The sequence below is a fragment of the Acinetobacter sp. MF4642 genome, assembly GCF_002018925.1.
Classification (GTDB): Bacteria; Pseudomonadota; Gammaproteobacteria; order Pseudomonadales; family Moraxellaceae; genus Acinetobacter; species Acinetobacter johnsonii.
In genome coordinates, this window is the sequence record NZ_MVON01000045.1 from 1 (window position 1) to 14,732 (window position 14,732).

At 41.2% G+C, this 14,732-nt stretch carries 13 protein-coding genes, 1 other RNA gene and 1 pseudogene; 10 read left to right on the forward strand and 5 right to left on the reverse strand.

The features are described from left to right. Positions 1-138: 138 nt before the first annotated feature. Positions 139-309 (forward strand): annotated as a pseudogene (locus MF4642_RS15525) (alkaline phosphatase); the annotation flags it as partial. Then, positions 309-1,040, forward strand: coding sequence for a hypothetical protein (locus MF4642_RS15530; protein WP_078426778.1), 732 nt, complete (start codon positions 309-311; stop codon positions 1,038-1,040). The pseudogene MF4642_RS15525 and the gene MF4642_RS15530, both read left to right, overlap by 1 nt. A 74-nt stretch (positions 1,041-1,114) precedes the next feature. On the opposite strand, the gene MF4642_RS15535 is transcribed toward MF4642_RS15530, so the two are convergent. Together MF4642_RS15535 and MF4642_RS15540 are read right to left on the reverse strand one after the other, a co-directional pair. Next, positions 1,115-2,116, reverse strand: coding sequence for a helix-turn-helix transcriptional regulator (locus tag MF4642_RS15535; RefSeq protein WP_078426779.1), 1,002 nt, complete (start codon positions 2,114-2,116; stop codon positions 1,115-1,117). After that, positions 2,113-3,039, reverse strand: a complete 927-nt coding sequence (locus tag MF4642_RS15540) for a diguanylate cyclase domain-containing protein (RefSeq protein ID WP_078426780.1) — start codon at positions 3,037-3,039, stop codon at positions 2,113-2,115. Before MF4642_RS15540 ends, MF4642_RS15535 begins: the two co-directional genes overlap by 4 nt. 324 nt (positions 3,040-3,363) lie before the next feature. Here MF4642_RS15540 and MF4642_RS15545 point away from each other — a divergent pair, with 324 nt between their 5' ends. The 5 genes from MF4642_RS15545 (at position 3,364) to MF4642_RS15565 (ending at position 9,917) form a co-directional block, all read left to right on the forward strand. Next, the gene (locus tag MF4642_RS15545) at positions 3,364-5,850 is read left to right on the forward strand and encodes a TonB-dependent receptor (protein ID WP_078426781.1); all 2,487 of its coding nucleotides are present in this window, start codon (positions 3,364-3,366) and stop codon (positions 5,848-5,850) included. Positions 5,851-5,926: 76 nt separating this feature from the next. After that, the gene (locus tag MF4642_RS15550; RefSeq protein WP_078426782.1) at positions 5,927-7,906 is read left to right on the forward strand and encodes a phytase; all 1,980 of its coding nucleotides are present in this window, start codon (positions 5,927-5,929) and stop codon (positions 7,904-7,906) included. A gap of 95 nt (positions 7,907-8,001) precedes the next feature. Then, positions 8,002-8,700 carry a protein TolQ gene (gene tolQ, locus MF4642_RS15555; protein WP_004694253.1) on the forward strand — a complete coding sequence of 233 codons (699 nt, stop codon included), beginning with the start codon at positions 8,002-8,004 and terminating at the stop codon, positions 8,698-8,700. A gap of 12 nt (positions 8,701-8,712) precedes the next feature. Then, positions 8,713-9,159 carry a protein TolR gene (gene tolR / locus MF4642_RS15560; RefSeq protein WP_004694251.1) on the forward strand — a complete coding sequence of 149 codons (447 nt, stop codon included), beginning with the start codon at positions 8,713-8,715 and terminating at the stop codon, positions 9,157-9,159. Continuing rightward, positions 9,156-9,917: an energy transducer TonB gene (locus MF4642_RS15565; protein ID WP_227518565.1), complete on the forward strand. Its 762-nt coding sequence runs from the start codon at positions 9,156-9,158 to the stop codon at positions 9,915-9,917. The genes tolR and MF4642_RS15565 overlap by 4 nt, the downstream gene beginning before the upstream one ends. 1,049 nt (positions 9,918-10,966) lie before the next feature. Here the strand turns inward: MF4642_RS15565 and ssrS are convergent. The 3 genes from ssrS to MF4642_RS15585 all read right to left on the reverse strand — a co-directional run bounded on the left by ssrS (position 10,967) and on the right by MF4642_RS15585 (position 12,088). Further along, positions 10,967-11,150: non-coding RNA, 6S RNA (gene ssrS / locus MF4642_RS15575), on the reverse strand. A gap of 99 nt (positions 11,151-11,249) precedes the next feature. After that, positions 11,250-11,534, reverse strand: a complete 285-nt coding sequence (locus tag MF4642_RS15580; RefSeq protein ID WP_078426783.1) for a cell division protein ZapA — start codon at positions 11,532-11,534, stop codon at positions 11,250-11,252. 2 nt (positions 11,535-11,536) lie between these two features. Continuing rightward, complete coding sequence (locus MF4642_RS15585; protein ID WP_004980866.1) at positions 11,537-12,088, reverse strand: hypothetical protein; 552 nt, start codon at positions 12,086-12,088, stop codon at positions 11,537-11,539. A 64-nt stretch (positions 12,089-12,152) separates the two neighbouring features. On the opposite strand from MF4642_RS15585, the gene MF4642_RS15590 reads away from it, so the two are divergent. From MF4642_RS15590 to MF4642_RS15600, 3 genes are all read left to right on the forward strand, one after another. After that, the gene (locus MF4642_RS15590; RefSeq protein WP_004980864.1) at positions 12,153-12,785 is read left to right on the forward strand and encodes a UPF0149 family protein; all 633 of its coding nucleotides are present in this window, start codon (positions 12,153-12,155) and stop codon (positions 12,783-12,785) included. An 80-nt stretch (positions 12,786-12,865) separates the two neighbouring features. Continuing rightward, a complete protein-coding gene (pepP, locus tag MF4642_RS15595; protein ID WP_035326899.1) occupies positions 12,866-14,188 on the forward strand; it encodes a Xaa-Pro aminopeptidase in 1,323 nt (440 codons plus the stop codon). 145 nt (positions 14,189-14,333) lie between these two features. Next, on the forward strand, positions 14,334-14,681 hold the full coding sequence (locus MF4642_RS15600) for a hypothetical protein (RefSeq protein ID WP_078426784.1): 348 nt from the start codon (positions 14,334-14,336) through the stop codon (positions 14,679-14,681). The last annotated feature ends 51 nt before the right edge of the window (positions 14,682-14,732 follow it).

Here is a 14,732-nt window from a genome sequence, read left to right on the forward strand (position 1 = left end):
TATTTCTGTAAGTTAAAAGAATTTAAACGTATAGCGATGCGTAGTTGTAAAACAGATACGAGTTTTGAAGCCATGATTCAACTGTGCGCGAGTTTAATTAACTCTCGGTAATTCTCAACAGACCCTAGCAACGAGCAAGCCTTTGCCGACGACTATAAACAAGAAGTCGGGGTACAACTGGCGAAAAGCGAAACACATGGCGGCGGAGATGTGATGCTGTTTGCTGAAGGAAAGAATTCAAATCTTTTCAAAGGCACACAAGAAAATACATGGGTATTTGAGCAATTGAAAAAGGCATTTGGATTCTAATGGATACAAGATTAATACGGCCGTTCAAATTCAAAATGAAGTTCTTAGCATTGTCTTTCAGTTTGTTCAGTCCATGGGTATGGTCAGCCGATGAATATCGTATTGATTATCAGATTGAACGGTTGGATGCCAATGGGGTCACGACCATTCAAAAATACAGTGAGAAAATAATTCGAGATGCGCAAAATATTTGGATTGAACGTTTAAACACACAAACGCATGCTGACGAAGCCCAGACACATAGCAACGCTCATGTGTCTGCCAAAACAGACACCCATGAGCATGTGAGTTTTGACAGTGCAATTCAGTGGATGCAGCGCAAAGATGAAGTCGAGCAAGCAAACGTAAACGTAGTAAGTCCGTTTCAGCGTTTTTATATTTTGCCAGATGAAAAAATGCGGGTGCAATTGCAGGATGTCGATCAAGAAATGCTAGGGATGAAAAACTGTTGGCGCTGTGAATATAGTTTGATTCATCCTGACATTTTAAAGCGAGCACAATTGATTCAACGTGATTCGAAGTTAGCGCATTATCAAATACGCAGTGCTGGGCAAACGTTGAATATTATATGGAGTGAACAGGATCAACTGGTTCAAAAATATGAATTGCTCAAACCGACCTCAGGCTATGCCAAAACCTTTACCGTGCGCAAAATTGGCCAACATGTTGCTACACCTTGGACACATACAGAAAAATACAGCGAACGTGACTATGCAGACTTTAGTGATTAGCTGATGATTTTTTGACTTTTAATTTCGGCATTACAACAGCAAAAACCGTGATTTTGAGAGTGAAAAATAAGGGATTAGGGTTGCGCAGCTTGTACGGTTAAACCACTCCACCGCTTAAACGCACGTCGAAAATTAGTGGCATCGTTAATTTGTAAATACTGAGAAATCTGTTCAGTTTTAAAACCATGTACACGATATAAAATGATGGCGGTATGCAAACGACTTTGATCGAGTTGTGCCTGAAAATGGGTCTGATGCTTTTTCAGTTTACGTTTTAAGGTGGCAGAACTCATTTGAAAATAGTCAGCGGTTTGCTCGAGTTGAATATTATTTTGAATATTCTGCATTAAATATTGGTGCAAACTGAGCAAAAAACTCTGTTGAATATTTTGAGCTGTCATTTCTTTCAGCGCATATTGATAACTGATTGAAGCTAAGGTCGAAGAGGCATTGGGAAGTTTTTCATAAATCAAATCGCGAGGTAGGCTCATCATGTTGATCGGGCGATTAAACTCTAAAGCACTGCCTAAATGTGTCCAATATTGTTCAATATAATCCGGTTCAGAAAAATTAAACTCGAATTTCCACGCTAATTTGGCTTGGTACAGTTGACGGCTAAACGCTTGTATTGCACTCATTGCACTTTCGATTAAAAAGCGATTTTCAAGCTTGTTTTCATCTAACCAATAAATATGAATATGGCTTTGACTATACATGAGTCGAGGGCATAACCATGGTGAAACGGACGCGGAAAATGTTAAATAACGGCTAAGCGCCTCATCGAAGGTCGATGCATAAAGCATGGATTTAATGGCGTCATTAAAGGGAGTGGTTAAACTGCGCTGACCAAATAAGAAACTGATGTCCTGATTGCGAAAACACTGTTCAGCATTTTTTAAAACCTGTTGTAACTGTTGTTGACTAATTAGTTTTTGCCCCGAAAAGATATCTTCTAAGAAAATACTGCTGCCACTGAGCAGGACGTGATGTTCGACTTCATGGCTGACTGCTAAATCAATTAAAATAGACAATTGATGATGCGCAGGAATGTAGCTGTAGTCGCATTCAAAGCTCATACGGTGACTCGCTTTGGTGAGTAGTATTGCTTCACTTGGAGCAATTGCTGATTTAAGGCACTCAAAAGTTGCTGAGCAGTTTGGTATTGCCCGACTGAACAGCAGGTCGTGAGTGCTTTTAAAGGAATATGCACGGACAAATCACGTTGATAATAAGCACTGACCATAAGCATGCGCTCAAGCTGAGCTGCCATTTTTTCAGCCTGTTGTAGCTTCGTCTCTGGTAACAGCATAATAAAACGATCTCCTGCGAAGCGGCAGAGCAGGTCTTGTGGTCGTAAGTTTAAGCTAATCAATTGTGAAACATGCTGTAAAATAGATGTGCCTTCATCAAAACCATGTGTTTGATTAATCTGATTAAAATTATGCATATCTAACAATATGACGGACATATCGCTGGGTTCATGCAAGTTTTGCTCGATTGCAGTTTTGAGCTGTGTTTTAAAATAATGCGCATCGGCCAAAGGGGTGAGTGCATCGAATAAGCGATGATCCCGATAAATACGTTCTCGTTTTTGCATGTGTTTAGAAATCGCCAGTTCTTCTTGATGCCAAAAATAAATCCCGATGGTAAATAGATACAGTCCAATTGGAAAAGGAATGGACTCAAGCCATGCATCCCACATGATTTCTTTAGGCAGGCGAATAAACTCATCTAAGCTGTCCATCCACATGTGGAAAAAAATAAAACACAGTCCATAAAAGATATAGTTGGTTACACGGCCCAAAGGACGGCTTTTAATAATAAAGAAAATCCAAATACCAATAAAAACAGTTGCTCCCCCTTCACCTAAAATATCGACCCAGCTCCATTCAGCAAATGACTTGCTCTGCCCAAGTAAGATAAACAACCAAAGGGATAAGCTACAGGCAGTCGCTACACATAATAAAGGCCAGCGGTAGTAAGCAAAGTATTTAGGCATAGCATTTTTTGAAATGATTTATTTTCGCCCAAGCTAAACAGATTTAGATGACAGTTTGATGGCAAAGGCTAGAGTCAAAATAGATCAATGTATTTTTGATTTTTGAGAATAAAAATGCTGAAAAACCCTATCCTTGAGGTGAATATGCATCATTCTGTATGCTCAGTATTTTCTCTATACAGATCAAATTAGCTCACTTTTTGCTGAAAATGGCCAAAAACAAATAAAAAGAGCAGCTCGCAAAAGGGACTGTCACATCATGTTCACATTCAATTTCTATTGTGCGTTCAAACCATGCCACTTTGGCTTGAGGGGAAGAACATAATGCAAAATAATCAGAGCCGTTTCATGAAACATAAGCGTGCGGGTTTTCAGCTGAGTACACTGGTCCTGTCAATGCTGAGCATGACGCATCTACATGCCGAAGATAACACGGTGGAATATGTACAGGTCATTGGTCAAGCTGCAAGTATGGATAAAGCACTCAAAGAACAAAAACGTGCCGACCAAATCAGCAGTGTGGTACATGCCGATGGCATCGGACAATTACCCGATGACAATGCCGCAGAAGCTTTGCAACGGATACCGGGTGTATCTACAGAGCGTGACCAAGGCGAAGGACGTTTTGTTTCGGTTCGTGGTTTAGGCGCTGACTTAAATGCAGTAACCATCAATGGTACTTTGGTTCCCGCGCCTGAAAGCGATCGCCGTGGCGTAGCATTGGATGTCTTACCTTCAGAGCTGGTGCAGTCTTTGGCTGTGGTGAAAACGCTGACACCAGATATGGATGCCAACTCATTAGGTGGTACGGTGCAGGTTGAAAGTTTATCGGCTTTTGACCATGACGGTTTGTTTTATACAGGAACGGTTGAAGGTGGTTATGATGAAAAACGGGAAAAATATAGCCCTAAAGCATCTGGTGCTATCAGTAATCGTTTCAGTGTTGGTGAGGGGCAAGACAATCTTGGGGTGGCACTGGCACTGAGTTATCAAAACCGAAAATTTGGCTCGGACAATGTTGAAACGGGGGGGGCTTGGGATGGTGACGCACTTGAAGAAACCGCAATGCGTCAATATGACATCGAGCGTGAGCGCATTGGTGCGGGTTTAAACTTTGATTACCGTCCGAATGACACAGGCGAATACTATTTAAGAACTTTATATAGTCGCTTTAAAGACACTGAATCACGTCAGGAAGTGGCGGCTGAATTTTCTGATCCACAACTTGCAGGCCAGCGTGGTGATGTAGAAGTGACTCGTTCACTGAAGAGCCGTGAAGAAACACAAGAAATACAGTCTTTTGTCCTCGGTGGTAAGCAAGGTTTTGGCACGTGGACGGTGGAAGGCCAGCTCGGTTATAGCGAAGCATCGGAGGAAAATCCAGGGGGAATTTCGGGGGCAAAATACCAAGGTGATTTTAGTAATGTTGGATTTAATAGTACGCAAAAACCTGTAATTACGGCAGACCAAGATTTTTATGATGCGGCCAACTATGAGTTAGATTCGGTGTCGTGGGAAAAATCTAAAACCACCGATAAAGAATACAACGGTAAATTAGACTTTTTGAAAGACTATATGCTGGGGAATTATGCTGCTGCATTGAAGTTCGGCGGAAAAATCAGTCAACGTGAAAAAACCAACAATACCGATGAATGGAAATATGAAGATCTCAGTACGTCAAGTTCAGATTTCAATTCAAACAGCCATTATGAACTGGGTCAGTTTGGTCCAACCATTAATAAAAACGCTATTAAAGATAAAATCAGTGGATTAAATCCAAATGATTATGTGGTTGCTGACGGTTCAATCATTAATGACTTTAAGTCGAATGAAGACATACAAGCGGCTTATGTCATGAATACCGTTGATTTGGATCAACTGCGTGTGATTGCAGGCTTACGTTATGAAAATACCAACTTTGAAGCACGTGGTTTTGAGTTTAACGATGATGTGATCACTGCGACTAAACATGAAAATGACTATGATCATTGGTTGCCGAGTTTACATTTTCGTTATCAATTGGCCGATAACGCTTACCTCCGTGCCGCTTGGACCAATAGTGTGGTACGTCCAAACTTTGCGCAAAGTGCACCAGGTGTTTATATCGATGGTGATGAAGCTGAGTTTGGTAACCCAATGCTCAAACCTTTGGAGTCCTCAAACTTTGACTTAGGCGTAGAAAAATATTTTGGCAAAGCCAGTATGGTGGGCTTCTACGCATTTTATAAAGATATCGATAACTTTATTTATAACACCAATATTGCAGGAACAGGGCAATGGGCTGACTTTGATGAAGCTATAACCTATAAAAATGGTAATGAAGCAAAACTGTACGGGATGGAGTTTGCCTACTCACAAAAGTTTGACCATCTAGGAGCACCATGGAACGGGTTCTTGTTGGGTTTAAATACCACCTTTAGTAAGTCAGAGGCGGATATTGATTCGATGAAAGATGGCGAACTTCTGAGCCGTCGTATTCATTTACCAAACCAGTCGGATGTGGTCGGTAATGCCATGATTGGTTGGGAAAATGAACGTTTTGGTGTACGACTTTCAGCAAATTATAAATCGAGTTATCTGTATGAACTTGGTGACATTGATACGCCTGAGAAAGATATTTATACCGATGACCAAATCTTTCTTGATTTTAGTAGTCATGTGAACTTATCTAAAAACTTACAGCTCAAGTTTGATGTACAAAACATCACCGATGAAACTTATTACAACTATGCAGGTTCTAAGGCTTATAACGCGCAATATGAAGAGTATGGCCCAGCATACAAACTTGCACTGACCTACACCCATTTTTAAGTCGAATTAAATTTAGTTCCCAGGTTTGCTCAGCAGAAGCAGACCTGAGGTTCCTTGCCCAATTTTGAGTGTCTCTATGAAATTTTCATCTTTTAAATTGTCAGCCTTAAGCAGTTGCTTACTGTTACTGACAGCATGTAGTCAACACAGTGTGCTTCAGCCTACGCAGAGTAGCCAATTGTTAAGCCCAGTTGAAATACCAATAGATCAGCCCATGGCAGCGAAGTTGCAACTACGTGAAGTCGACATGAATGGGGCGAAAACTGAGGACGTACAATGGTTAAGCTTGAGTGCATGGCCTGAAGTTGCCGCACTGTTGAGCAGTAAAAATAAAGGGCTACAAATTTTAGATGATCAACAAAATGTACTACATCAAATTCAAGGTCAGTTTGGGCGTTTTGATTATCGGATTGGTTCGGAGCGTTTATTGATTGCTGCGTCAAATGTGCAACAACAGCAAATTCAACTGATGAGCATGAACTTAAAAAATAAAGCATGGGACAAACCTAGCTTCATTCCAAAGCGTTCATTTAAGTCTGAAGATGTTTGCCTATATACCGATGCTCAAGGACTGAGTTTTGCTTTTTTAGTGGGTGAAGAGGGGCTTGGTGAGCAATGGTTGGTGGCTCAGCATGAAAAGGCTTTGGTTCAACCACAGTTGGTACGTCGTCTTAGTTTTCCACCTGCCAGCAGTGTATGCAAAGTGAATGATAGCACCGCAGAGCTGTTCATTAATGAAGAGAATGTTGGGGTTTGGGCATATCCAGCACATTCTGAAGCTGACATGGTGCGTCAAGCGGTAGATCTCGTGCAACCCTTTGGTTCGATGCAAGGTTCACCCTCTGCAATTGCGATTGTAGATGATCATATCGCTGTACTCGATGCAGAAAAACCTTTGCTTTATCGTTATCAAAAGCAAGATAAGCAATGGAAAGCACAGCCGCCTTTACAACTAGACACGGTGAAAGAAGCAGAGACTTTGAGTGTTCAAGGTAATTTAACTGATAAATCCTTGCTGATTTTAGATGATAAAACCGTGAAAGTGACAGATGTGGAATGGGAAACTCAGACCCAGACCAAAGCCCAAAATATCATCACTATTCCAGCAGAAGTGCAGACGGAGGGCGTGCCAAGTACAGGTGATGCGGCTGATGATCCTGCGATTTGGCATAACGCTGCACAGCCGAGTCAGTCCCGTATTTTAGCGACAGATAAACAAGGTGGTCTACAGGTTAACGATTTACAGGGCAAAACCGTGCAGTATTTGCCAGTAGGGCGATTGAATAATGTTGATGTACGCCACGGTTTTAAATGGGGCAATCAAACGGTCGATTTGGCTGTGGCATCGAACCGAGATCATAACAGCCTGCATCTCTTTGCGATTCAACCCAAAACGGGCAAGGTTTCTGTGCTCGGCGAGTTAGCAACTACATTGGATGATATTTATGGCATTTGTATGTACCGCGATGCTCAAGGGGAAATCTATGCCATTCCCAACGATAAAAACGGGACTTTTGTTCAATACCACATCACGGCTACACAGCAAAAATTAAGGGCTGAAGAAGTACAACGTTTTTCAGTGAAAACCCAACCTGAAGGCTGTGTCGTAGACGATGCCACAGGGCGTATTTTCTTGGGTGAAGAAGATGTCGCGGTGTGGGTAAAAGATCTCAACCCAAAATCTCAGCTTCCTATGCAGCAGGTGATTGGCGTAGGAGAGGTGATGCATGATGACATTGAGGGAATGGGACTTTATCACGGCAAAAAGCAAAGTTATTTGGTGGTTTCAAGCCAAGGCAATGACAGCTTTGTGGTGCTTGATGCCGCAGCACCTTATAAGGTTCGTGGCGCATTCCGTGTAGGCATCAATACCGAAAAAGGCATTGACGCTGTGTCTGAAACAGATGGACTAGATGTGAGCTCCCTAAATTTTGGTGGCAAATGGAAGCAAGGCATGTTGGTGGTGCAAGATGGACGTAAACGTATGCCTGAAACCAATCAGAACTTTAAATACGTGCCGTGGGAGAAAATCGCTCAAGCCCTGCATTTGGAATAAATAGGGCTTTAGTACATAGGCTGGGGCAAAGAGTCACAGCCCATTTTAAAAATATATATGTACTGCACCATGCAGTAAAAAAATTGGAGTGCGTTATGCAAGCAACGATGGATCAAATGTCAGTTTGGATGTTGATTAGCCATGCTAGTGTGTTGGTGAAAGTAGTGATGTTGATTTTGGTTTTATCCTCAGTAGTAAGTTGGTATTTAATCGTGCGTCACGGTATGTTACTTCGTGGACAAGAGCAGCTTTGGAACCGCTTTTTAAAGAATTTTAGACAGCAAAAAGATCTCAATCTTTTACAGCAAGACTACCAACAGCCTGAACAACAAAAAGGAGTTGTCAGCATTTTTCAACATGGGGTTGATGAATACCATCAATTGATCAAAGATGAGCAACTTACTACAAGTGATGTAATTGATGGGGTAGAACGTCGTTTGCTCAGCAGCATCAGTGAAGAAGAAGAAAAGCTTCAGCAAAATCTTACCTTTCTCGCAACAGTCGGTTCAGTCAGCCCTTATATAGGCTTATTTGGAACGGTCTGGGGCATTATGAATGCGTTTATTGGACTGTCTGCCGTTGAACAGGCAACCCTCAATACAGTTGCACCAGGAATTGCAGAAGCGCTGATTGCAACAGCCATTGGTTTATTTGCCGCTATTCCTGCGGTAGTCGCGTATAACCGCTTTTCGGCACGTGCTGACAAGCTTTCCAGTCGTTATTACGGTTTTGCCAATGAGTTGCAAACGCGTATTTATCGTTTGTTGGGGCACACTGAGCGCGCTTCGCGTTAAGGAGCAACAGCCATGATTAAGCGTCCTCAAAAATTAAAACTCAATGCTGAAATGAATGTGGTTCCTTATATTGATGTCATGTTGGTGCTATTGGTGATTTTTATGGTGACTGCACCGATGTTGACACAAGGCATTCAAATTGATTTGCCTAAAGTGGATGCCAATGTCATGCCCGCGTCACAACAGCAGCGTATTGTCACTCTATCTATTCAAGCCAATGGTCAGTATTACTGGAATATTGGATCAGAAGTGAATACCGAGAAAGTTACGGATCAGGCCATTGATTTAGCCACCATGCAACAAAAACTGGTTCCGATTATTCAAAAAGATAAAAGCTTACAGTTTTATGTACGTGCCGATCAGGATGCTGATTATCAACTGGTTGCACAGGCCATAGCATCCTTGCAAAAAAGTGGGGTAACGAACTTGGGGCTAGTGACAGAGGAACCACAATCATGATGGCAACCGTTTCCAAAATTAGGTTTCGTGATCAAGGTCTAGCGCTTTCGGTCACGGCTGGATTACATATTGCGCTAATTGCATGGTTATGTACGGTTGAGATGCATGAAACATTGGTGGAACCTAAGCCGAAAACCATTCAATTACAATTTGTGCAAATACCCCCTCCAGCCAAACAACAACCTGAACCTAAAAAGCCTGAGCCGATAGTCGAAGAAAAACCCTTACATGAGCCTGTCAAGAAACAGCTTGAGAAACCTACTAAAATCCAACCGAAAACCACCAAGAAGTTTGTAGAGTCACAGAGCAACAAAATTGTACCTACAGCGTCTAAACCGACACAGCAAGTCGTGACGGAAAAGCAAACGGCAGTAGCGGAATCTCAGAAAACAGTAGATACGCAGTCTCAAGCGGATATACCAACTCAGACGAAGACCCAGAAATCAGTAGAACTTAAAGCACAAACTCATCCTGAATCATTTGATGTTAAAAATTATCAACCTGTTGCAAAAATAGCACCAGCTTACCCTGAACAAGCTTTGGATCGTAAGCTGGAGGGGGATTGTACGGTGGTGTATAGCGTGAACGAAAAAGGGCGGGTAGAAAATCCTAAAGCACAAGGCGACTGCCATCCGATGTTTGTACGACCTTCGATTCAGGCTGCACTCACTTTTAAATATCAGCCTCGTCTTGTCGATGGTAAACCGACCAGTGTGTCGAATGTTAAAAATACCTTCCAATATCGTATTGAAAGTTAATTTTATGTACTAACTCAAACCAGAGCTGGCAGTCCATTCTTTCATATGTCTGTCTAGTTAAATTTGAACTAAATTCTTTTTAGCCTAAATCTTCTTTCTATCAAGAAACGTTTCAAATAGTGTCAGTCTACAGCACATTTTTCCTTGAAACGTTTTATGGAAACGTTCACAACCTACATATATTTAAGGGTTACTGCTTTTGTTTTTATGTGATTAATATTCTTAATGGCTAAATATAGGTCTTCATCATGTTGTTCTACTTGACTGAAAAACTTCGTGTCGATATCTATCAGAAGTCGGAGTATAGGTACGTTTTACGATTGATAGAACCGGTTTATTCAACTTAATGTCATCTCGTGCCATTTTAGCTTCCAAGCATTTAGTTGCTTCTTAAATAAAGTTCTTAAGATCATGTCGAGGTGATATGAAGTGAACAACACTTTTTGAATCAACTACACCATTCTTTCAAAATTCATTACTGATACGATGTTGACCTACTGGATTACAAAATCGTTGATGACCTTTGATGAGTAGTGAGGAATATTTTTTGGGTTATAAGCGTCATCTAAACTCGGGATTAATTCATCTATTTTCTTTGCTTGTATGAAATTAGGTTTCAATGGCTCTTTTTGAGTAACAGGTCCAATATCTTGATCGAAATAATAAATGTTTAGCATTTGTATGTGCTTGTTCTAGGGTGGTACACACCATAGTTACCAATAGTTTTCCTTTTATTTTGGCCATTCGGCATGAGTGTTTCAATAAAGTAGATTTTAGATTGGGTAACAACAACACCAAAGCCAATGGTTAGAGAGTCACGATAAAAAACTTTTTCCCTGATATCTCTAGAGGGAGACTATCAATAAATGGTTTTATTAGCTTATGTCTTTGCCCCATTGCACTTTTTAACTGATTGAAACAATACATAGAAATATAGCACAATAATTTTAGAGCCTACCGTAATGCCTACTTTTGATGATTTATGCGGATTGAAGTGAACAGAGCGAGAGAGGAGTTCAGTTATAAGCTTATTGTTATTAAAATAAATAAAGTACTCCGAAGATGCCGCTGCATGTGTCGTTACCCTGAACCCGATGAGTTCAAGGTGGACGCGACGTATACTTGCTGGGTTTCCCACATGAAAGTGGGCATACACTCTAAATATACAGAACACATCCATAAGTTTAAGTATCGGCAGGGGAATAGACCCGCTGGCGAACACCTCAGAGTTGCCTTAAGTATAACGAATCTCACGCTGATGGCAACTCATACACCGCTACGAACTGTAAACAACTGGAGTAAGTGTTGATACTTTATTCAATTAAGTCGAGTTTAAACAAGTTCCGCAACGTCATCGATAATATTTGCCAGTAATCGTTCTGCGTGCGCATACTCTTGTAGTGTTTTATTCATCGACAACACTTCTTGCATTAACTCTAGTGCCACCATAATGATAATTTTACTGGGTTCTACACGCGGTGCTTTACGACGAAACTCATCATATTTATCATTTAAAAGCAGAGCTGCACGTTCAAGGTCGGCTTTTTCTTTTTCCGTTGTGATTAAACGAAAGCTATGACCTAAGACACGTAATTCAACGGTAATTGGTTCGCTCATGATTAAACTTCCTCGCCAGCTTCAGTAGGGTGGGCAAGTTGTTGAATTTCTTGCGCGTGATGATCTTGCTCTGTACCTAAAATAGCCAAACGTTGGATGATGGCTTCGACTTTAGCTTTGGCATGCTCATTTTTTTGTAACAATCTTTCACGTTCTTGCTGAAGTGCTTGGATTTCTTGCTGAGCTTGACGCTGATCATTGTTCATTTTTTCTTTAATTGCACGTAATTCATTACGTTCAGCCAAGATTTCCTGAAAGCGATTTTTTAAATCCGTACAACTTTTTTCCAAACGACTATACCGATCGGCCAAAGCAGTCGCATCAGTGTTCAAGTGTTGATATTGGGTCTGAGCGCTGCTTAATTGCTCAGTTAAATCATCAATTTGTTCTTGCTTCTGGGTAATTAAGCCATTTTTTTGCACAACTTGAGAACGGTGCTGTTCTTCAGCATCCAGTTTAGCTGCATTTAAAGTGCTATTTTCACTTTCAAAATGAGCAAGTCGCGTTTTTAAAACGCCAATATGCGCCTGTAGACGCTGTAATTCTTCTAACATATCGTGGTCGCACAGTGCTGCAAACAAAGGTAATATATAAGAAGTATAGAGATTGGATAAACGAATGCAAGACGATATTTCAGGTTGGTCAGAATGGCAGCCAAATTTTTCTAAAATTGAAGAGATTTCTAGCCCAAGTGAGTTACATGGTTTACTCACAGGTATCATTTGTGTAACTCAGGCACCGAGCCGTGAAGAGTGGCAACACATCCTCACGACTTTGGAAATTCCAGAGTTAAGCGAAGAAGCTTTGGCGTTGTTAGCCGATGAAGCAGAAGATGTCGCACATGCACTTTCTGATGATGAATTGGACTATTTACCATTACTTCCCGATGACACTCATACGCTGGCAGACCGTGTACAAGCTTTGGCGGATTGGTGCGCAGGCGTAGTGCTGGGCTTTGGTTTAGCGTCTGGTCATATTCGTCCAGATGAAATGGAACTGATCGAACATTTACAAGATGTGGCGGCAGTTGAGTTTGAAGAAACCGATGATGATGAAGAGGGTGAGGAGAGCTATCAAGAGTTATACGAGTTTGTACGTTTAATTCCTGTGAGCTTATCTGTAGGCCGTAAAAAGATTGCGGTTGAGGAAAGTTCTCTGCTTAAACACTTTCATAACAAGCAACAAATTGATCGTTCTGTAACAGAAGCAAACAATGTTGTAGAAATGTTTACGCCGCATCGCCCAAGCTGATTGGCATAAGACTTGCTGCGCGTACATGATAGAGTGCGCGTGGCACTTATATTCTCTGGTATAAAAAAGACAGATCAAACATGAAACTAACGCAAGTGGATTTTCAGGAACGCCGTGACCGTTTGGCTGCACAAATGGGTCCGAACAGTATTGCCATTATTGCAACCAGTCCAGTGGCGATGCGTAATCGTGATGCAGACTATAAATACCGCACCGATAGCAGCTTTTTTTATCTGACAGGTTTTGCTGAGCCCGAAGCCGTAGCAGTCATTGAAACCTTTGCTGAAGATGATGAAGACGGTTATAGCTACAGTTTGTTCTGCCGTGAACGTGACCGCGAGATGGAAATCTGGAATGGTTATCGCGCAGGTATGGATGGCGCGGTAGATGACTATGAAGCTGACGAAGCGTATGCGATAGATTTGTTAGATGAAGAAATCATTGAAAAACTCTTAAGCAAAGAAAAATTATTCTATCGTATTGGGCAACAGCCTGAATTTGATGCGCGTGTAGCAAAATGGATCACGACTGCCAATGGTGAGTCACGTCGTGGGACTGCTGCACCTGCACAATTGATACAGCTAGACCGTATTTTAGATGAAATGCGTTTGTTTAAGTCAGAACAAGAAATTGCATTGATGCAAACAGCTTCAGATATTTCCGCACAAGCGCATACTCGTGCCATGCAAGCCGTTAAGCCGGGTATGATGGAATATGCTCTAGAAGCTGAGCTGAATTATGTATTTGGTCAGAATGGCTGCGTGCCGTCGTATAACAGTATTGTCGGTGGTGGTGAAAATGCCTGCATTTTGCACTATGTAGAGAACAACAAAGAGCTGAAAGATGGCGATTTGGTGTTGATCGATGCAGCGTGTGAATATGAATATTATGCTTCAGACATCACCCGTACTTTTCCTGTCAATGGAAAGTTCAGCCCTGAGCAAAAAGCACTTTATAATGTAGTGCTTGATGCACAACTTGCTGCCATTGATGCAGTGCGTGTAGGGAACTCGTATAAGGAACCACATAATGTTGCTGTGCGCATTTTAGTCCAAGGTCTACTTGATCTGGGTATTATGCAAGGTGATATTGAAGAGATAATCCAAAAGGAAAGTTTCCGTCAGTTTTATATGCATGGTACAGGACACTGGCTCGGTATGGATGTGCACGATGTCGGTTCATATAAGCAAGAAGGTGTGTGGCGTACCTATGAAGAAGGTATGGTAGTGACGGTTGAACCGGGCTTGTACATTGCACCTGATGATGAAACGGTCGATGTGAAATGGCGTGGTATTGGTATTCGTATTGAAGATGACATTGTGGCAACTAAAAACGGTCCACTGAATTTGACTGCGAAAGTGGTGAAGTCGGTAGAAGAGATTGAAGCGTTAATGGCGCGATAAATATAATTTACTGTATAAAAGCCGATCATGTGATCGGCTTTTATTTTTTATAAGGTATTTATGTTGAATAGAGAACTATAATATTTATAAATAAAAATTTTAGTTATTTCATCATCATTTTTATTCACAACAGAAATTAGGCAGCATGAAAGATTTATCTAAGTTAAAGCATAGGATTCAGGCAAAGACGTTAGATTTAGTTACACAGAGAAATGGGGCTTCAGTGTATCAAGGGCAATCCTCTCAAGGAGAAGTCTTTATCAAAATAGCAAATATTCAAACGGCTAATGATCGTTACTGTGAAATCTTAGAAGCTCTCAAAGAATTTCCACTAACACCAAAGGTATTAAATAAGTTTGAATGGGAAGGTTCTTCTATCCTTGTCATGAGTGCCATAGAAGGTAGGCAAGTCGATCATGAACCGTACCAGGTTTGTCGGAGAGTCAATATTCTGAGAGACTATCCCGATGACAAAATTAAAATATACCCCTGAAATCAGAGAAAGAGCGGTTCAATTACTAATTGAATCTGAAAAAGATTATCC

Bases quoted from the DNA above. Each gene is read 5' to 3' on its own strand.
- tolQ (WP_004694253.1), top strand. From the start codon at position 8,002: ATGCAAGCAACGATGGATCAAATGTCAGTTTGGATGTTGATTAGCCAT.
- MF4642_RS15585 (WP_004980866.1), bottom strand. From the start codon at position 12,088: ATGTTAGAAGAATTACAGCGTCTACAGGCGCATATTGGCGTTTTAAAA.
- MF4642_RS15545 (WP_078426781.1), top strand. From the start codon at position 3,364: ATGCAAAATAATCAGAGCCGTTTCATGAAACATAAGCGTGCGGGTTTT.
- MF4642_RS15590 (WP_004980864.1), top strand. From the start codon at position 12,153: ATGCAAGACGATATTTCAGGTTGGTCAGAATGGCAGCCAAATTTTTCT.
- MF4642_RS15550 (WP_078426782.1), top strand. From the start codon at position 5,927: ATGAAATTTTCATCTTTTAAATTGTCAGCCTTAAGCAGTTGCTTACTG.
- MF4642_RS15530 (WP_078426778.1), top strand. From the start codon at position 309: ATGGATACAAGATTAATACGGCCGTTCAAATTCAAAATGAAGTTCTTA.
- MF4642_RS15600 (WP_078426784.1), top strand. From the start codon at position 14,334: ATGAAAGATTTATCTAAGTTAAAGCATAGGATTCAGGCAAAGACGTTA.
- MF4642_RS15565 (WP_227518565.1), top strand. From the start codon at position 9,156: ATGATGGCAACCGTTTCCAAAATTAGGTTTCGTGATCAAGGTCTAGCG.
- pepP (WP_035326899.1), top strand. From the start codon at position 12,866: ATGAAACTAACGCAAGTGGATTTTCAGGAACGCCGTGACCGTTTGGCT.
- tolR (WP_004694251.1), top strand. From the start codon at position 8,713: ATGATTAAGCGTCCTCAAAAATTAAAACTCAATGCTGAAATGAATGTG.
- MF4642_RS15535 (WP_078426779.1), bottom strand. From the start codon at position 2,116: ATGAGCTTTGAATGCGACTACAGCTACATTCCTGCGCATCATCAATTG.
- MF4642_RS15580 (WP_078426783.1), bottom strand. From the start codon at position 11,534: ATGAGCGAACCAATTACCGTTGAATTACGTGTCTTAGGTCATAGCTTT.
- MF4642_RS15540 (WP_078426780.1), bottom strand. From the start codon at position 3,039: ATGCCTAAATACTTTGCTTACTACCGCTGGCCTTTATTATGTGTAGCG.